Origin of the sequence: Vibrio sp. H11 (assembly GCF_004804295.1) — a bacterium.
Taxonomy (GTDB): domain Bacteria; phylum Pseudomonadota; class Gammaproteobacteria; order Enterobacterales; family Vibrionaceae; genus Vibrio; species Vibrio ostreae.
In genome coordinates this window covers 397861-415840 of record NZ_SSHN01000004.1, presented here as the reverse complement: position 1 = coordinate 415840, position 17980 = coordinate 397861, and the positions used below count along the sequence as shown (strand labels likewise).

General features: G+C 50.6%; 15 protein-coding genes. 10 read left to right on the top strand and 5 right to left on the bottom strand.

Annotation, left to right across the window (positions count from 1 at the left end; genetic code table 11):
• Positions 1–9 precede the first annotated feature (9 nt).
• The 6 genes from moaC to udp all read left to right on the top strand — a co-directional run bounded on the left by moaC (position 10) and on the right by udp (position 5748).
• Positions 10–489 carry a cyclic pyranopterin monophosphate synthase MoaC gene (gene moaC / locus E6C74_RS08910; protein WP_136484349.1) on the top strand — a complete coding sequence of 160 codons (480 nt, stop codon included), beginning with the start codon at positions 10–12 and terminating at the stop codon, positions 487–489.
• On the top strand, positions 486–731 hold the full coding sequence (gene moaD / locus E6C74_RS08905; protein WP_136484348.1) for a molybdopterin synthase sulfur carrier subunit: 246 nt from the start codon (positions 486–488) through the stop codon (positions 729–731). The genes moaC and moaD overlap by 4 nt, the downstream gene beginning before the upstream one ends.
• A 1-nt stretch (position 732) precedes the next feature.
• Positions 733–1188 carry a molybdopterin synthase catalytic subunit MoaE gene (moaE, locus tag E6C74_RS08900; protein ID WP_136484347.1) on the top strand — a complete coding sequence of 152 codons (456 nt, stop codon included), beginning with the start codon at positions 733–735 and terminating at the stop codon, positions 1186–1188.
• Between the two features lie 352 nt (positions 1189–1540).
• Positions 1541–1957: a CBS domain-containing protein gene (locus E6C74_RS08895; protein WP_136484346.1), complete on the top strand. Its 417-nt coding sequence runs from the start codon at positions 1541–1543 to the stop codon at positions 1955–1957.
• A 366-nt stretch (positions 1958–2323) separates the two neighbouring features.
• Entirely contained in the window at positions 2324–4708 is a 2385-nt protein-coding gene (locus E6C74_RS08890; protein ID WP_136484345.1) for a zinc/cadmium/mercury/lead-transporting ATPase, read from the top strand.
• Between the two features lie 278 nt (positions 4709–4986).
• On the top strand, positions 4987–5748 hold the full coding sequence (gene udp / locus E6C74_RS08885; protein ID WP_136484344.1) for a uridine phosphorylase: 762 nt from the start codon (positions 4987–4989) through the stop codon (positions 5746–5748).
• A gap of 123 nt (positions 5749–5871) precedes the next feature.
• Here the strand turns inward: udp and E6C74_RS08880 are convergent, their stop codons facing one another.
• Both E6C74_RS08880 and metG read right to left on the bottom strand, forming a co-directional pair.
• A complete protein-coding gene (locus E6C74_RS08880) occupies positions 5872–6678 on the bottom strand; it encodes a hypothetical protein (RefSeq protein WP_136484343.1) in 807 nt (268 codons plus the stop codon).
• Positions 6679–6894: 216 nt separating this feature from the next.
• Complete coding sequence (metG, locus tag E6C74_RS08875; protein ID WP_136484342.1) at positions 6895–8961, bottom strand: methionine--tRNA ligase; 2067 nt, start codon at positions 8959–8961, stop codon at positions 6895–6897.
• Positions 8962–9267: 306 nt separating this feature from the next.
• Here metG and apbC point away from each other — a divergent pair, with 306 nt between their 5' ends.
• The 3 genes from apbC to E6C74_RS08860 all read left to right on the top strand — a co-directional run bounded on the left by apbC (position 9268) and on the right by E6C74_RS08860 (position 13421).
• On the top strand, positions 9268–10344 hold the full coding sequence (apbC, locus tag E6C74_RS08870) for an iron-sulfur cluster carrier protein ApbC (protein WP_136484341.1): 1077 nt from the start codon (positions 9268–9270) through the stop codon (positions 10342–10344).
• Positions 10345–10519: 175 nt separating this feature from the next.
• The gene (gene udk / locus E6C74_RS08865; RefSeq protein WP_136484340.1) at positions 10520–11161 is read left to right on the top strand and encodes a uridine kinase; all 642 of its coding nucleotides are present in this window, start codon (positions 10520–10522) and stop codon (positions 11159–11161) included.
• Between the two features lie 133 nt (positions 11162–11294).
• Positions 11295–13421, top strand: coding sequence for an AsmA family protein (locus E6C74_RS08860; protein ID WP_136484339.1), 2127 nt, complete (start codon positions 11295–11297; stop codon positions 13419–13421).
• A gap of 193 nt (positions 13422–13614) precedes the next feature.
• On the opposite strand, the gene cobO is transcribed toward E6C74_RS08860, so the two are convergent.
• Positions 13615–14220 carry a cob(I)yrinic acid a,c-diamide adenosyltransferase gene (cobO, locus tag E6C74_RS08855; protein WP_136484338.1) on the bottom strand — a complete coding sequence of 202 codons (606 nt, stop codon included), beginning with the start codon at positions 14218–14220 and terminating at the stop codon, positions 13615–13617.
• 256 nt (positions 14221–14476) lie between these two features.
• Complete coding sequence (locus E6C74_RS21210) at positions 14477–15775, bottom strand: PAS domain-containing methyl-accepting chemotaxis protein (protein ID WP_136484337.1); 1299 nt, start codon at positions 15773–15775, stop codon at positions 14477–14479.
• Positions 15776–16001: 226 nt separating this feature from the next.
• On the opposite strand from E6C74_RS21210, the gene E6C74_RS08845 reads away from it, so the two are divergent.
• Entirely contained in the window at positions 16002–16484 is a 483-nt protein-coding gene (locus tag E6C74_RS08845; protein WP_276605442.1) for a low molecular weight protein-tyrosine-phosphatase, read from the top strand.
• 114 nt (positions 16485–16598) lie between these two features.
• Here E6C74_RS08845 and E6C74_RS08840 read toward each other — a convergent pair whose 3' ends face one another.
• Positions 16599–17870 carry an outer membrane protein transport protein gene (locus E6C74_RS08840; RefSeq protein ID WP_136484336.1) on the bottom strand — a complete coding sequence of 424 codons (1272 nt, stop codon included), beginning with the start codon at positions 17868–17870 and terminating at the stop codon, positions 16599–16601.
• Positions 17871–17980 lie beyond the last annotated feature (110 nt).

Below are 17980 nucleotides of genomic sequence, written 5' to 3'. Positions count from 1 at the left end.
GGGAGGCGGATGAACCAGTTTACTCATATCAATGCTTCCGGTGAGGCCAACATGGTCGACGTGTCAGGCAAAACGGACACTGTACGCGAAGCTCGTGCCGAAGCCTTTGTACGCATGGCACCCGAAACCCTGCAGCTGATTGTTTCGGGCCAGCACCATAAAGGTGACGTGTTTGCCACGGCGCGTATTGCCGGTATTCAGGCCGCGAAGAAGACCTGGGAGCTGATCCCGCTGTGCCATCCTCTGCTGCTGTCGAAAGTTGAAGTACAACTGGAGGCGATAGAAGCTGACAATCTGGTTCGGATTGAATCGGTGTGCAAACTGGCGGGTAAAACTGGCGTGGAAATGGAAGCGCTGACAGCGGCCTCTGTGGCTGCGTTGACCATTTACGATATGTGCAAAGCGGTACAGAAAGATATTGTGATTGAACAGGTCCGTTTGCTGGAAAAAACCGGCGGCAAATCCGGGCACTTTAAGGTGGATGCATGATTAAAGTTCTGTTTTTTGCTCAAACGCGCGAGCTGGTGGACTGTGACAGTCTGACCGTTGAGGGGGCATTTGAAACAGTTGAAGCGTTACGTGCCCATCTGGCGGCCCAGCCAGGTAAATGGGAGCTGGCGTTACAACCAGGCAAGCTTTTAGCGGCAGTCAATCAATCGATTGTGGCGCTCGATTCAGCTCTGCAAGACGGTGATGAAGTGGCATTTTTCCCGCCGGTGACTGGGGGCTGAAATGGATAACCGAGTTTCCGTACAGCACGACGATTTTTCAGTGGCGCACGAGTATGCGGTATTGGCTGAGGGTACACAAGCTGGTGCAGTGGTGACCTTCATCGGTAAAGTACGTGATATGAATCTGGGCGACAATGTGACTGGTTTGCACCTGGAGCATTATCCCGGGATGACGGAAAAAGCCTTGCTGGAAATCTGCGACGAGGCGCAAAGTCGCTGGCCACTGCTGCAGTTGCGTGTCATTCACCGGGTTGGCGATCTCGATATCGGCGATCAAATCGTTTTTGTTGGTGTGAGCAGTGCCCATCGCGGTGCGGCTTTTGAGGCATGTGAGTTTGTGATGGACTACCTCAAAACCAAAGCGCCGTTCTGGAAAAAAGAACGCACGACCGACAGCACGCGTTGGGTTGAATCACGAGATTCGGATAATAAAGCCGCACAACGCTGGCAAAAATGAGCCCGATTTATTTCGTTTAAACTAATATTGTCCTTAAACGGCTATATTTCTCTTAAGCGGATCGATGATTCTTTAACGGATGACAATTTAACGGCGACAATGTTGGTTTGGAAAGCGGCAGAGAGGCAGAACTCTCTGCCGCTTTTGTTTTGCCTACTGATTATCTCTGTTTGCTTTAGCTGTTGTTATTATTTGGGTTTATGCATCTCCATGATCTCTTTTCTGCCTGCGTTCTGAGTTGATTGGAAAAAACTATCAACAAAATTGACAGTTTCCATTTAGTAAAATCAAGAAATTAGTCAACACTTAACCTATAAGTAGCTTTAGGGAGCGGTGTGCTAAGGAGACAGACATGGATTCGCTAAAAGTAAGAGACTATATGACTAAAAAAGCGGTGACATTTAGACCTGAAATGTCATTAACCGCAGCGCTGGATAGGGTAATCCATTCGAACCATTTGGGTGGGCCTGTGATTGATGACAGGGAGCGGGTGATAGGCTTTTTGTCCGAACAAGACTTATTGGAAAAGCTGATTAAAGTCAGCTACCACTGTCAGGATACGCATATTGTCAGCGACTGCATGCATGAAGAAGTCCTCTCAGTTTCGCCGGAAATGTCGATCATCGAACTGGCGCAGATGATGAAAGTGGGTAAACCGAAAGTCTATCCGGTTGTCGACGATAATAAGTTGGTTGGTATCATAACCCGACGGGATGTGCTGTTGGCAATTGGCAAAAATCTCACGACCTGCTTCAAGCATCCGGTATAACGATTACGCTGAGCCAGCGCTGCTGGTGGTCAGTCAATGCTGTTAAACAGTCTGCGGGTACCACGGTGCCCGTTTTTTGTCCCTGTTACGCTCGTGCTTATTAGCTATCTTTCTCGTGCCTATTCACCATCTCCCTCGTGCTTTTAAGCATCGTCTTTATGTTTTGTCATCATCGTTTGTGTTTTTTTACCAGAAAGGCTTGACCCTGGAGTTAGCTCCAAGGTGTATGCTGTTAGCAAATGTCGCTTTCCATCTATTGTTGAACTGACGTTTAAAGTACGGCAAGGCTGCATGCGGTAAAGGTGTGCAGCAGCAATGCCAGCCGGAAAGAGACAGCGACCTGATAGCCGATAAGAGGAGACCAACATGAGCCTGTCACATCAGGGTTGCGGCGCATCGCATTCCAAAGATCCCAATCCTGCTACATCCAAATTGGCAACGTCTTGCTGCTTTGAGCATCATTGTTCTCAGCCACAGAGTGCTGATTCGCAGAGCCAAAGCCGAGAGTCACAAAGCGATGAGTCTCAAAGCGGTGAGTCACAGGGTGAAAGCAATCACGCCCAACAGCAAGATCACCACGGCTGTTGTGAGCACTCACATCATGATGAAACACAGCCAAAAGTGGCCGAGGATCAGGCAACAACCGCGCATCACAGTAACTACCGTCAGAGCTGGCAGGTCGAAGGGATGGATTGCCCGTCCTGTGCCCGCAAAATCGAAAATGCGGTTGGTCAGTTAGCCGATATTGTCGATGTAAGAGTGCTGTTTGCCACTGAAAAGCTGGTGGTGCAGTTTAATGATGCGGCGACCGCTCAGGCGATTGAGCAAACTGTGATCAAGACCGGATTTGATATCCGCAGCAGCGGTCAAAGTCAGTCTGCCGCTGCAGATAAACCGACGAATACCTGGCTGCAGCCGGACACGGGCCGCATCGTCATGTTGGTGCTGATGATGTTGATTGCTGCTGGGGTGCAGTGGTGGCAGCCTGAGACGGGAGGCTGGTTGTTTGCCGCGACCTGCTTGGTGGGATTAGTGCCGATTGCGACCAAAGCATGGCGGCTGATGCGCAGCGGAACCCCCTTTGCGATTGAAACCCTGATGACAGTGGCGGCATTAGGTGCGTTGTATCTGGGCGAGACTGCTGAAGCGGCGATGGTATTGCTGCTATTTTTAATTGGTGAGCGACTGGAAGGTTTTGCCGCATCACGTGCCCGCAGTGGTGTGCAGGCGTTAATGGCTCTGGTGCCGGAAACAGCCGTTTGTCTCCGCTCAGGGCAACGTGTCGAAGTGGCGGTCTCTGAATTGCGCCCGGGTGATCGGGTGGAAGTGGCACCGGGCGGTCGTCTACCGGCTGATGGTCAGCTGATGAATACGGCGGCCAGTATTGATGAAAGCGCTCTGACCGGAGAGCCAATGCCAGTGGAACATATCGCCGGAGATGCGTTAGCGGCGGGTTCTGTGGTGGTCGATCGGGTAATCGATATGACCATTACATCCAGTCCCGGTGACAATGCCATTGACCGCATCCTGCATTTGATCGAAGAGGCGGAATCGCATAAAGCGCCGGTGGCTCGTTTTATGGATTCATTCAGCCGCTGGTATACACCGTTAATGATGGCAGTGGCGCTTTTGGTGGTACTGGTTCCGCCGCTGATGTTTGCCCAGCCGTGGGACACCTGGATTTATCGCGGCCTGGCTATGCTGCTCATCGCCTGTCCTTGTGCTTTAGTAATTTCGACACCGGCAGCCATTACTTCCGGATTGGCAGCCGCCGCTTCCCGCGGTGCTTTAATCAAAGGCGGTGCGGCATTGGAGCGCCTGGGCCGGGTAGAAGCTGTGGCATTTGATAAGACCGGCACACTGACTCAGGGGAAACCGCAAGTGACGGATGTGGTGCCTGTGCAGGACTGGAGCCCTGAGGCTTTGTTGCGCTGTGTCGCGGCGATCGAGATCGGATCCAGACATCCGCTGGCGATTTCAGTGGTGCAAGAAGCTGAACGACGTCACATTTCCGTGCCGCATGCCACTGATAAACAAGTGCAAGTTGGCCGCGGAGTCAGCGGTGAACTCGGCGGTCACCATTATCAGATTCTCGCACCGGCTTATCTCGACCAAGTCGCAGGGGCGGACCTGCAGGAAAATATCCGCCAGCTAGAAGCGCAGGGCAAGACAGTGGTTGTGGTGTTGCAGGACAAGCAGACTATCGGGCTGATCGCCTGGCAGGATGCTTTGCGCAAAGATGCATGCCGGGCGATAAGTGAATTGCAGGCACTCGGTATTCGTACCACGATGCTGACTGGTGATAATGCAGTCAGTGCGGCGGTGATTGCCGAAAAGCTTAATATTGAGTTCGCGGCGGGTTTGCTGCCACAGGATAAAGTCTCGCATGTTGCCCGACTGGCAAACAGTCGGCGGGTCGCTATGGTTGGGGACGGAATCAATGATGCGCCGGCGATGAAGGCAGCCCATATTGGTATCGCGATGGGCGGTGGGACAGATGTCGCACTGGAAACGGCGGATGCGGCGCTTACCCATAACCGTCTCACGGAACTGGCTGGGATGATTAAGCTGTCACGCGCGGTGATGGATAATATCACTCAGAATGTCACTCTGGCGCTGGGTTTAAAGGGGCTGTTTTTGGTGACCAGTCTGTTTGGTGTTACCGGTTTGTGGGTCGCAGTACTGGCAGACAGTGGTGCAACGGCATTGGTCACCCTGAATGCACTGCGTTTACTCAAGTTTAAACAGTAAGTCATCCGCGGGTTTCTGGCCGTGCCAAAGGTGGTCTGGCAATGGTCTATACTTGGCGGGACAGAAAGTCGGTGGCTGGTGTGATTGTTCTGAACTGGTGCTTATTTGTACCTAAATTACGGTTAAACGTGATCTCTATCTCTTTATTGTGAAAATGAAGTTGTTCGTATTCATTGTATTGTGACTTTAGTCACTCATTGTCGCCAGTGAGTCGGCTAAAGTGGCTCTGTACCCAACTATACCTATGCGCTGAATAAGCCACAATCTAGGAGAAACTTATGTCTCAAGCTGTGTTCCACCTTGGTGTTACTCAAGAAATTCTGAATGGTGCAACTCTGGCGATCATCCCTGGTGATCCTGCCCGTGTACAAAAAATTGCAGACCTGATGGAAAACCCTGTGTTTCTCGCCAGCCAACGTGAATACACCCTGTATCGTGCAGAGCTTGATGGCCAGCCGGTTGTGGTTTGTTCTACTGGTATCGGTGGTCCTTCGACCTCGATTGCGGTTGAAGAGTTAGCGCAGCTTGGCGTGCGTTCTTTCCTGCGTGTCGGTACCACAGGGGCGATTCAACCCCATGTTAATGTCGGTGATATGATCGTGACCACAGGTTCAGTGCGCCTGGATGGTGCCAGCCTGCATTTCGCGCCGATGGAATTTCCGGCAGTCCCGGACTTTGCTGTCGCGACGGCGATGAAACAGGCGGCTGAAGAGAGTGGCGCTACAGTGCATATGGGCGTGACTGCATCGAGCGATACCTTCTACCCGGGTCAGGAGCGTTACGATACCTTTACCGGTCGCGTTGTTCGCCGTTTCCAGGGCTCGATGAAAGAGTGGCAGGAGATGGGGGTGCTTAACTTTGAGATGGAATCAGCGACTCTGCTGACCATGTGTGCCAGCTCAGGCCTCAAAGCCGGTTGTGTGGCCGGGGTTATTATCAACCGTACTCAACAAGAGATTCCTGATCATGCGACGCTGAAAGAGACAGAAGCTCGTTCGATCAAAGTTGTGGTCGAAGCGGCGCGCAAGATGCTGAGCTGATTGTGACCGATACGATGAAAAGGAAAAGCGCCTGCAAGGGCGCTTTTTTTATGCCAAATGAACGTGTTAGTGGTTATTATCTTTGCTGACTCTACCCTCTATTTTACTTTATTAATCAACAGACTATGCAATCACCAGCTTGGGAAGCGGTATGTACAGGCTCTCGGTCAGCTCGGCCAGCATATGGTCATACACATGCGCGATGCTGAGTGACACGTCGGAGGTCAGCTGATAGAGGCGTTCTGCATCAATTTCATAGGATGGATTGTCATGCAGTTCGGACAGGGTGTGCATCGCTTTTGAACACGCAGGTGCGGCGATAGAGAGTGGACTAATCAGCGCCAGCTGATTGAGTTTACGTCGTACCACATCGCAGTAATGCTGCATGCGGGCACGCCCCTCGGTGCTATGCATATCCTCGATAGAGATGCGCAGCTGAGTCAGTGCTTCCATGGTATCAATCACTTGCTGCCAGTTCATGTGGTATTCGTCACTCAGATCTTCGCGGTTGGATTCAACCAGCCAGGCTAGCATCACCTCATCCATCAGGAACATACAGTGACGAATCGCTTTACCATGTACCATCTGGTTGCGGGCTATGTTGCGATCGGACCACTCTTTCATCAGCGTTTTCAACTTCAACTGTAAAATGCGGTACATAGGTTTGTTGTCGAAGTGTGCGATAGCAATAAGATGGTTAGATTTCTCATGGATTAGATCATGCAGATGATTCAGTTCGGTCTCTCGGTGCTCACCAAACATTAGCGCATGATGAGTCGCACTGCGATGTTGGCGGCAGAGGTAGAGCACCTGGCGCAGATCAACCAGCAGCTCGTATTTACGTTGTAGGGTTGACTCTCTTTGTTTGGCGAAGAAAAACATCAGGCCTAAAATCCCGATAGAAATCAGCATTGATATTAAGACAAACATAACCAACTCCTTGTTACTGTTTCTGTATCTAAACCAGTGCAGGGTTGATGCCAGTTTTTTATTTCTTTAAAATCAATGGATTAACAAGTTTTTAAACTTTATTTTGCACTAAATGTGTGCACGATGAACTAAAAATGTGAGCGGGTTCAATAAAAAAACTCCCACCTCAACAGAGAGTGGGAGTTCTTCAATTAAATGTTCTTACAGAACAGCTGGTTACATTACGCGCATGCCAGGTTGAGCACCTTCATGCGGCTCCAGGATCCACAGTTCGCTGCCACCAGGGCCAGCGGCCAGAATCATGCCCTCTGACATACCGAATTTCATCTTACGAGGTTTCAGGTTGGCAACGACAACCGTGTATTTACCGACCAGATCTTCCGGGTTGTAAGCGGCTTTGATACCCGAGAATACCTGACGCATTTCGCCGCCGATATCGAGTTGGAACTTCAGCAGTTTATCCGCTTTTGGCACCGATTCGCATGACACGATTTTCGCAATACGCAGATCCACTTTGGCGAAATCATCAAATTCGATTTCATCAGCAATCGGGTCTTTGCTCAGCTCGGTTTGCTCAGATTTTGGCGCATTGGCTTCTGCGGCGGCTTTCTCGGCTGCAGCTTCTTCTCTCGACGTTTCAATCATGGCTTCGATGTGCTTTGGATCAATACGATTAAACAGAGCTTTAAAAGCACTGATATCGTGATTGGTCAGCGGCTGTGCAACGCCATCCCAGGTCAGTTCCTGATTGAGGAAGGCTTCAGAACGAGCGGCCAGGCCAGGCATCACTGGCTTGAGGTAAGTCAACAACACGCGGAACAGGTTGATACCGACAGTACAGATGTCCTGCAGTGCCTGATCCTGACCTTCTTGCTTGGCGACAACCCAAGGCGCTTTTTCATCCACATACTGGTTGGCTTTATCCGCTAAGGCCGTGATTTCACGAATCGCACGACCAAATTCGCGCGCTTCGTACAGCTCTGCGATGCGATCCGCAGCTGCAACGAATTCGTTGTACAGCTCAGGTTCTGCAAACTCAGCCGACAGTTTGCCGTCAAAACGCTTGGTGATGAAACCTGCGTTACGTGATGCCAGGTTCACGATCTTGTTGACGACATCAGCGTTGACACGCTGGGTGAAGTCTTCCAGATTCAGGTCGAGGTCATCGATACGGCTGTTGAGCTTAGCGGCGTAGTAGTAACGCAGACATTCTGGATCCAGATGCTTCAGGTAAGTGCTGGCTTTAACGAACGTGCCTTTTGATTTCGACATTTTCGCGCCGTTCACGGTCACGTAACCGTGCACAAAGACGTTGTTTGGCTTACGGTAGCCGCTGCCGTCCAGCATGGCCGGCCAGAACAGGCTGTGGAAGTAAACAATGTCTTTCCCGATGAAGTGGTACAGCTCAGTCTGGCTGTCTTTGTTCCAGTATTCATCGAAATCCAGGTCATCACGTTTATTACACAGGTTCTTAAACGAGCCCATGTAGCCAATCGGAGCATCCAGCCATACGTAGAAGAACTTGTTCTTCTCGCCAGGAATTTCGAAGCCAAAGTAAGGTGCATCGCGGGAGATATCCCACTGTTGCAGACCTGACTCAAACCACTCCTGCATCTTGTTGGCGGTTTCTGACTGCAGTGAGCCAGAACGAGTCCACTCTTTCAGCATGCTCTCGAACTGAGGCAGGTCGAAGAAAAAGTGCTCAGAATCTTTCATGACCGGCGTGGCGCCAGAGACGGCAGAACGCGGATTGATCAGCTCTGTCGGACTGTAAGTCTCGCCACAGGCGTCACAGTTATCGCCGTACTGGTCTTCTGATTTACATTTCGGACAGGTGCCCTTAACGAAACGGTCCGGCAGGAACATCTCTTTTTCAGGGTCAAACAATTGAGAGATGGTACGGCTGGAAATAAAACCGTTCTTTTTCAGCTCCAGGTAGATATGAGAAGCCAGTTCACGGTTCTCTTCACTGTGTGTGCTGTGGTAGTTATCAAAGCTGATGTCAAAACCAGCGAAATCTTTCTGATGCTCTTCACTGACCGCGGCAATCATCTCTTCCGGAGTCATACCCATCTGTTGCGCTTTAAGCATGATCGGCGTGCCGTGAGCATCGTCAGCACAGATGAAGTTTACAATGTTGCCACGCAGGCGTTGGTAACGAACCCAAATATCCGCTTGGATATGCTCAAGCATATGACCTAAGTGGATCGAACCGTTAGCGTACGGAAGGGCACAAGTTACCAGCATTTTCCTGGCAGGAAAGTTTCTTGGTTCAGTTGCCATACTTAATTATTCGCTTTGTTTGATAGGTATTTAATGTGATGGACAATATTACCTGATGACGCCCTGTACGCCAAGGTATGAATGGTGCCGAGGCGGGCAAAGGTTGTGCTCAGTATTACCGTGCGGACGTCGCAGGTTGTCAGTGTCGGGTCGGGGCTGGAGCTGAGTGTTTATTGAGTTTGGGATAAAAAGAAACCTTTGATATACAAAGGCTGATGCTCTTTTGGTGATCAAGCCAATGCCCTGACTGTTTGTGGGTTCTGCTTAAGGCGGGAGAGTGATAGCATGATGCGAAAAGGAGGGCTTATGCTTACGTTTACGTCCAAACAGGACTTTTGTGCCTGGTTATCTCAGTTTCAACATCCGAATTTAACGCCGGACTGGGCCGCTGCGCCGGGTCTGGTGACCGTTGCTGCGTCGGGTCAGTTTAAGATTGAACTGCCGTTTGCGGCGCATTCCGTGGTGCAAGAGCTCAAAGCATGGATTGCTGAGCAGCAAGCTTCAGGCCAGGTGGCCGGGTTTGCGTACGATGTGGTGGTTAAGCCGAAAGCGATGCAGACTAAAGTCGCGAACCCGATCAAAGGGGTTAAAAACGTGATTGCAGTGACCTCGGCCAAAGGCGGAGTCGGTAAGTCGACCACGGCGGCGAACCTGGCGCTGGCTATTGCGGCTTGCGGCGCGAAAGTTGGTCTGCTGGATGCGGATATTTACGGCCCTTCGGTGCCGATGATGTTTGCCCAGCTGAATGCTAAGCCCCAAGTGCGCGATAACAAGTGGATGCAACCGGTCATGGCGCATGGGATCGCAACCCAGTCGATTGGCTATCTGGTGGATCAGTCTGACGCTACTATCTGGCGCGGACCGATGGCCTCCAAAGCACTGGCGCAGCTGCTGAATGAGACCGAATGGCCGGATCTGGATTATCTGGTCATCGACATGCCGCCGGGTACCGGTGATATCCAATTGACTCTCGCGCAGCAGATCCCGGTAACCGGCGCGGTGATCGTCACCACCCCTCAAGATCTCGCTTTGGCGGATGCGCGTAAAGGGGCAGCGATGTTCGACAAAGTCGAAGTACCTGTGGTCGGCCTGGTCGAGAACATGAGTTACCACATCTGCAGTCACTGTGGTGGTAAAGAGCATATTTTCGGTGTCGGCGGCGCGCAGACGCTGGCCAGTGAGTACGGCTTGTCACTCTTGGCGCAGGTGCCATTGCATTTGCACGTACGTGAAGATATCGATGCCGGTAAACCGACCGTCGTCGCGCGTCCGGATAGTGAACATAGCGCGATTTATCTCGATTTGGCTGAGCGAATTTGCGCCAGTTTGTATTGGCACGGCAGCGCCAAACCGGACCCGATCAGCTTCACGGTAGTCGATTGATGTAGATCACATTATTTTGCAGAGTGAATGTAATCGTTTGCTCTGCACTAATATTGTTCAATCCTGAAAATTACTGACATTTTGCTCCAATACAAACTGGTATCTACCCTGTGAACTCCCTATAATCAGGCGGTTTACCCAAGTTTCCTCTTCTATTTGTATCGAGTGCACAACCATGTCTGATAATAATCAATGCGTCATCGTCGGTATCGCAGGCGCCTCTGCTTCTGGAAAAAGTCTGATCGCCAGAACGATTTATAACGAGCTGAGTGCGAAAGTAGGCGACCATCAAATCGGTGTGATCACGGAAGATTGCTATTATAAAGACCAAAGCCATCTGAGCATGGAAGAGCGTGTCAAAACCAACTACGACCATCCGAATGCGCTGGATCATGATCTGCTGTGTGAGCATTTGCAGCAACTGACCCGTGGTGAAGCGGTTGAAGTACCAGAATACAGCTACACAGAACATACCCGCACGGCAAAAACGACTCCGCTGACGCCAAAGAAGGTGATCATTTTGGAAGGTATCCTGCTGCTGACGGATCCTCGTCTGCGTGATCTGATGCACGCCAGCATCTTTATGGATACGCCGCTGGATATTTGTCTGCTGCGCCGGGTTAAACGTGACGTTGAAGAGCGTGGCCGTACCATGGACTCCGTGCTTTCTCAGTACCAGAAGACAGTGCGTCCTATGTTCATGCAGTTTATTGAACCGTCCAAGCAGTACGCCGACATCATCGTGCCTCGTGGCGGTAAAAACCGCATTGCTATCGATGTACTGAAAGCGCACATCGCAAAGTTGCTAAAATCGTAAATTTAACCGATGCTTAGCAATAGCGTTCTTTATTTCTGATAAGTTTAGTGGCACTTTAAGTGCCACTTTCTTTATCCGTAATACGAGTTTACTTGTTTTACCACATTTATCCGTCATACAAGGAAACAAACAGATGAAAAAACTGTTCCTGGTAGTAGGGGTGTTAGTTGTCGTCGTGCTAGGGGCGATCGCAGCACTGGTCACACTGGTCAATCCAAACCAGTTTAAGCCACTTTTGGTTGAGCAAACCAAAAAACAGACCGGCCTTGATCTGGTGATCGAAGGTGACATCGGTTGGCAGTTTTTCCCGGCTATCGGCTTTGAGCTGGGAAAAACGGAGCTCAAGAATCCTCAGGGCTTTAGCAGCCCGAATTTATTCAAAGTAGACAGTGTCGGCATCGACGTCTCTGTTATGCCGTTGCTCGATAAACAACTGCATATCGGCAATATTCGTCTTGATGGGGCCGAAGTTCATCTGGAAACGCTGAAAGATGGTCGTACCAACCTCGATAGCCTGAGCAAAGCGCAGGTTGCAGCGTCAAAACAGACGGACGATTCGTCTTCTCAAGCCAATACCGAATCTGCGACACCGAGCGAGCAAGCGTCAACTGAGCAGGCGTGGAGCATTAACCTGGCTGGCGTTTCGGTCAACAACGCGCTGTTGGAAATCCAGGATCAGCAGGCCGGCACCATGACCAAGCTGTATGATGTTCAGCTTGCCGTGTCAGAATTTGCTGCCGATACCTGGACCAGCGTGGATTTCTCCGCTAAAGGCAGCATGAACCAGCAACAGTTTGGTGCCAGTGGTCAGGCCGAAATCAAACTGTCACAAGATTTCACTCAGTACGCGCTGCGCAACATTAATCTGGATGCCAACTTCAGCGATGCGGCGACTAAGATTGATTCCGCCAAAGTGACGCTGGACACTTTTGAGTTTGATAAAGCCAATAAACTGACTTTCGCGGTCAAAGGCAAAGCAGCGGATATGGATTTGGATGCCAGTGGTGGCGCATCGGTCGAAGTTGATAAAGACATTTCCAAAGTGGCGGTGAATCAACTCGATATGACTGCCAACCTGGAAGGTGCAGCGTTACCGCAGTCACCGATGAAAGTGACTATGCAATCGGATGTGGCGTTTGATATCACCAAGAGCACGCTCAATCTGGTGCTGGAAAAACTGACCGCCAATGCATTGCAGTTCGATGGCAAAGCCAACGTGGTTCTGGGCGACATCGCGAAAGTACGTTTTAACCTGCACAGCCCGGATATCGATCTGGATGAGTTTCTGGGACTGGATCAAAAGGCGGCTGACTCTGATGCAGCGGCGGGTTCAGGGGAGAGTAAACCAGCGGTTGCGAAACAAGCGGAAGCGGAACCGGACTTGTCTGCGCTGAAAACGCTGGATGTTGCCGGTGATATCGTGATCGATAAATTTAAGGCCAGTAATGCCAAGATGCAGAACGTCAAAACCAGTTTTGCCGTCAACCGTGGCATCGTGGATCTTAAGTCCTTCAGTGCCAATCTGTATGAAGGTCGTATCGCGGCGAACGCACGCATCGATGCGCGCCAGTCGCCAGCCTCTTACACGGTCAAAAACAGTGTCAGCGGGGTGAAAGTGCAGCCTCTGCTCAAAGATGTCGCCGATAATGATCGTCTGGAAGGCACCGGTAATATAGAGATGAATCTGCAGGGTAAAAGCCTGACGCCGACCGGTATCAAGCAGAACCTGGCCGGTACCGTCGGGATCAACTTTGCTGACGGTGCGGTTAATGGCATCAACATTGCGCAGATGATCCGCACCAACTACGCACGTTTTAAAGGCGAAGCGGTTGACGAAACCAAAGCGGTGCAGAAAACCGACTTCAGTGCGATGACCGCGACGCTGAAATTGAGCAAGGGTGAAGTGACGACCAATGACCTCAATATGCAATCACCGTTGCTGCGTATTCACGGTGAAGGTAAAGCGAACTACATTCAGGAAACGGTCGATTTTCTGGTGCGCACTTCGATTGTTGGTACGCTGCAGGGACAGGGCGGTAAGAATCTGGATGAACTGCGTGACGTGACCATTCCAATCAATGTCTCAGGGCAGTGGGCTGATCCTAAGTTCCGCTTGGTGTTCGACGATGTGTTGAAGGAAAAAGCCAAGAAAGAAGTGGATCGCGGTCTGGAAAAACTGAACGAGAAACTGGATGAAAAGATCAAAGATGAAAAGACCAAGAAGGCCGTTGATGGCTTACTGAAAGGTCTGTTCAACTGATCAATGACCATTGCGGAAGATAAACAAAGGGGCCGGAATTTCCAGCCCCTTTCTTTTGTAATGAACCGATTTTGTTATGAACCGATTTTGTAACGAATCAATTTTGTTCTGAACCGGCCCATTGAGATGGGCGACGGTTTACTCTGAGCCGCGCGAGTGCCCAGTGCCCGCACAGCTGAACGGTGACCTGCGATTACCAGTCTACGCCTTGCAGTGCTTTGACGCCGGATTCAAAGGCGTGTTTCACGTTTTTTACTTCGGAAACGGTATCGGCCATTTCGATCAGAGTACGGTGCGCGCCACGTCCGGTGATGATCACGGACTGCATGTGCGGACGGTTTTGCAGGGCTTCCACCACTTCGTCCAGTTCGATGTAGCCGTAGTTCACCATGTAGGTCAGCTCGTCAAACAGAACCACATCCAGAGACTCATCCTGCAACATGCGTTTGCATTCCTGCCACACGATTTGTGCAGCCGCAGTATCGCTTTCTTTATTCTGGGTTTCCCAGGTAAAGCCGGTGGCCATGACCTGGAATTCAACGCCCAGTTTTTCCAGCAGGTTGCGTTCGCCGTTGTCCCACGTCCCTTTAATAAACTGGGCAACCGCGCATTTTTTATCATGTCCAACCGCACGCGCGACGGTGCCAAAGCCTGACGTCGATTTACCTTTACCGTTACCGGTGATGATCAGCAGCAGGCCTTTGACTTCCTGAGCCGCTGCAACTCGTGCGTCGACTTTCTCTTTTACTTTCTGCTGGCGTGCCTGATGGCGTTCTTGTTTGATGTCATCGTTGGACATGCGCAATCCTTTTGATTTATTTCATTGATATCGGGGTGATAACGTTAAGCGCTATCATCACTATGGCCCATATCATAGCGTAACTCAGGCATGGCAAAAACCAACGATTCGTATGGAGATAGATGAGGCGAGTTGTTGGCTGGTCAGTGCCAGCGTTGAATGCAAGAACAGGCAGGCTAGGCTGCCTGTTCTTATCGTCACCAGAGGTGACTGACAGACTTTGGCAACTGACAAAGCCATGTAGTCAACGTCATCTCTAAATGGCGAGTTTTTTCACGGTCTCAGATACCAAATCGGCATCAACAATGATTTCTTCGATCACTTCCGACACGCTATTTGCCTGTTGCTCACCATGCAACGCCTTGCTGAGCACCACCTTAATCTTGTCATCAATGTGGTTGATAATGGTTGAGTTAGTTTCGATCACTGATGCAATTTCGGTGGTGGATTGTGAGGTGCGAGAAGCCAGTTTACGCACTTCATCGGCGACGACGGCAAAGCCGCGTCCCTGCTCGCCTGCCCGGGCGGCTTCGATGGCCGCATTGAGCGCCAGTAAGTTGGTTTGTCCGGCAATATCGCTGATGGTGGAGACAATCGCTTCAACCAGTTTGGACTGATTATTGAGCTGGTTGATGAGTTCAGTGACCATATCGACCGCTTCATTAATCTGTTTTGAGTTGGCGAGCATCGAGGCGACCGAGTCCTGCCCCTGACGGGCAATGGCGACAGTCTCTTCTGCGATCTGACTGGATTTTTTCGCAGCATCGCGAACGACCATCGCCTGTTCAACCCGCTCGGTAATGTTACTGGCCAGTTTGATGATTTTTACCACTTTGTTCTCATGATTAAAAATCGGGTTATAAGTGGCTTCCAGCCACACAGTCCGGCCATATTTATCTACGCGTTTAAACAGGCCTGACTGGATTTTTCCTGCGCCGAGATCTTTCCAGAAATTGGGGTTTTGGGTGAGAAATTCCTGATCGCAAAACATGCGGTGATGCTGGCCGATGATCTCCTGCCGGTCATACCCCATACAGAGTGAAAAGTTTTTATTGGCATTGAGTATGGTGCCGTCCGGAGTGAAATCTATTACGGCTAACGACTTATCCATGGCTTTGATCAGAGCCTGGTTACGTTCGAGCTCTTGTTGCTCTTGCGTCACGTCGGAGGCCACTTTGGCGATGTAGGCAACCTTGCCCTCGACTTTAACCGGGAAATAGGTGGCGGCGAGCCAAATGGCCAGATCCTGACTGTTTTTACGAATAAAGCGTCCGCGCACCGGCTGACCACTTCGCAGGTCTTGCCACAGTTTCTTATATTCTTCGGTCTCTGTGTCTTCCGGAAAACAGAGTGTTTTGTGATGCTGTCCCCGGATATCTTCCAGGCGATAACCGACCACATTCAGAAACAGTGAGTTGGCAAACAGAATGTGCCCATCGGGAGTAAATTCGATATAGGGAACCTGCTCCTTAATGGACTCTTTAAAGCTGTGTAACTGACAATTTTCACTTTCTAATGCGCGATAGGCACTTTTAATTTTGTTTGACCCAAACATGTTTTTCCCTCAACAACTTAATTTTGGCCCAAATGATAAATATCGACCTGAATGGCAGTATTATCAAATCCATCAGATGATTATTTTGACGTGAACTGCATATCGACTAAGTAGTTATTCGTGAGCGATAACACGAATAACTAAAAAAACCGCCTTGCTTGTTTGACCTGCGCGAGGCATTCGGTTTCATTGGAAGATGGAATGTTGGATAAGTGAATGGACAACAATGAACAACTCAGATGATTTATCAATTCTGGTTGTCTGCATGGGCAATATTTGCCGCTCGCCGACAGCCGAAGCCGTACTGAAAGCAAAAGCGCAGCAGCTTGGCGCTCAATTGCATGTTGAGTCTGCCGGGACGATCGGTTACCACCAGGGGAATCCGCCGGATGCGCGTGCACGGGCTGCTGGAGAGAAGCGTGGCTACTCGTTTGAAGGCATGCAGGCGCGTAAAGTAACCGATGAGGATTTTGCCCGTTTTGATATGATTCTGGCTGCCGACAGTGAAAACCTCAACGACCTCGCTAATCGCTGCCCGAAAGAGCATCAGCATAAGTTGTCGCTGTTCTTAAGCCATGGGCGTTCAGAATATGATGAAATTCCCGATCCTTATTATGGTGGCGAGAATGGTTTTGAACTGGTGCTGGATTTGATTGAAGAGGCGTCTGACAGTTTGTTGCACAAACTGAAAAGTAAAGGTCAGTGCTAGATCAAATGATTTGGCCCGGCTCCAACATGTAAACGGCCCGCTTATCACAGCAGGCCGTTTTATTGTCATCCTTCTGGCCCGTATCGGGCCTGGGGATAAGCGAAAAAGAGGACGTCAGAACTGGTAACTGGCTTGCACACCGGCGATCCAGACATTACCTGTGACCTGGGCATCGAAGGCGCCGCCAATCGCTGCTGCCGTCTGGTCGGATGCATCACGTGGCTCCGACATGGAAGCATCTTTGGCAAAAATATAGGTAAAGCCAGCGTCGATGGTCAGTTGTTGGGTGACGTTATAACCGGCACCGATGCTCAGCCAGGTGCGATCGGTTTCCGGAATCGTCGCAGTGCGATGTTCATCACTGACCGCGGAAAGGTCATACGCGATACCGCCACGCACTACCCAATCCTGGTTTAGGGCGTAGGTGGTACCGACAGCAAAGCGGTAGTTATCTTTCCAGTTTTCGGATTTGATCAAATCCGAACTGCCGTCGTTAAACTCGGCCGTCAGCTGATCAAATGTGCTCCAGTCGGTCCAGTTGATGCTGGTATGCACCGCCCAGCTTGGTGTCAACTGGTGGAAGGTCGCCAGTTCGGCGGTCGCCGGCAGCGTGACAGACAGCTTACCCGGTTTATGCGTACCATAGCTGATGCCTTCAGCATGTCCTTCGAAGTCCATCACGACTTCAGATTTATAAGTGATGGCTACCCGGTGTGCGTCATTGATCTGCCATGCAGTACCAACCTGCCAGCCCCAGCTCTCATCATCTCCTTCCATGTACTTTAGGGTCGTGCCTTGCGGCAGTGACAATGCGTTACGGGTCGGTGCGCTGGCACCAAAGTGGCCTTCACCTTCAACATAACGAACACCGGCGCCAACGCTGACCGCGTCAGTTAATTTATACGCCAGGTTGAGGTTGGCTTCCATGGTTTCAATGTTGGCTGAATCACCAAAGTGACTGGCGTTGAAACCAGATAAGTCAGTTTTCATGCCGTAGTTGGTGCCCAGAGCAAAGCCGATGGCCCAGCGATCGTCGATCTGCTGAGAAAAGTAAAAGTTAGGGATGATAGCGTCATCGGCATAATCACTGGCACTGGCGTTTGTGCTGCCCAGCAGAGCGTGAGAAACGCTGCCGTCGACATCCACATTCGGATTAACGTAAACCGCACCGACTGACACTTGGGTCCCTTTCAGATACGTTAGCATGGCCGGGTTGCGCCACTGGGCGCTGGCGTTGTCCGCCATAGCGGCTTCACCGGCGTAAGCGCGTCCTAGTCCGGTGGCGGAGTATTCGGCTAATTGGAAGCCAGCTGCCTGAGTGACAGTTGAAACGCTCAATAAACCACATGCAATAGCAGAAGAGAGTAGAGTTTTATTTTTTGTCATTATCATGTTCGCTGAATTTATCTGAAAGTGGATCTGCGATCTTACGGGTAGAGCTTTTACTTTAAAAATTAAAATTGTCACAAAGTGGCTGTTTGAATAAATACACCGCA

Bases quoted from the DNA above. Each gene is read 5' to 3' on its own strand.
- moaE (WP_136484347.1), top strand. From the start codon at position 733: ATGGATAACCGAGTTTCCGTACAGCACGACGATTTTTCAGTGGCGCAC.
- apbC (WP_136484341.1), top strand. From the start codon at position 9,268: ATGCTTACGTTTACGTCCAAACAGGACTTTTGTGCCTGGTTATCTCAG.
- cobO (WP_136484338.1), bottom strand. From the start codon at position 14,220: ATGTCCAACGATGACATCAAACAAGAACGCCATCAGGCACGCCAGCAG.
- moaC (WP_136484349.1), top strand. From the start codon at position 10: ATGAACCAGTTTACTCATATCAATGCTTCCGGTGAGGCCAACATGGTC.
- E6C74_RS08890 (WP_136484345.1), top strand. From the start codon at position 2,324: ATGAGCCTGTCACATCAGGGTTGCGGCGCATCGCATTCCAAAGATCCC.
- metG (WP_136484342.1), bottom strand. From the start codon at position 8,961: ATGGCAACTGAACCAAGAAACTTTCCTGCCAGGAAAATGCTGGTAACT.
- E6C74_RS08845 (WP_276605442.1), top strand. From the start codon at position 16,002: ATGAACAACTCAGATGATTTATCAATTCTGGTTGTCTGCATGGGCAAT.
- E6C74_RS08860 (WP_136484339.1), top strand. From the start codon at position 11,295: ATGAAAAAACTGTTCCTGGTAGTAGGGGTGTTAGTTGTCGTCGTGCTA.
- moaD (WP_136484348.1), top strand. From the start codon at position 486: ATGATTAAAGTTCTGTTTTTTGCTCAAACGCGCGAGCTGGTGGACTGT.
- E6C74_RS08840 (WP_136484336.1), bottom strand. From the start codon at position 17,870: ATGACAAAAAATAAAACTCTACTCTCTTCTGCTATTGCATGTGGTTTA.
- E6C74_RS08895 (WP_136484346.1), top strand. From the start codon at position 1,541: ATGGATTCGCTAAAAGTAAGAGACTATATGACTAAAAAAGCGGTGACA.
- E6C74_RS21210 (WP_136484337.1), bottom strand. From the start codon at position 15,775: ATGTTTGGGTCAAACAAAATTAAAAGTGCCTATCGCGCATTAGAAAGT.
- udp (WP_136484344.1), top strand. From the start codon at position 4,987: ATGTCTCAAGCTGTGTTCCACCTTGGTGTTACTCAAGAAATTCTGAAT.
- E6C74_RS08880 (WP_136484343.1), bottom strand. From the start codon at position 6,678: ATGTTTGTCTTAATATCAATGCTGATTTCTATCGGGATTTTAGGCCTG.
- udk (WP_136484340.1), top strand. From the start codon at position 10,520: ATGTCTGATAATAATCAATGCGTCATCGTCGGTATCGCAGGCGCCTCT.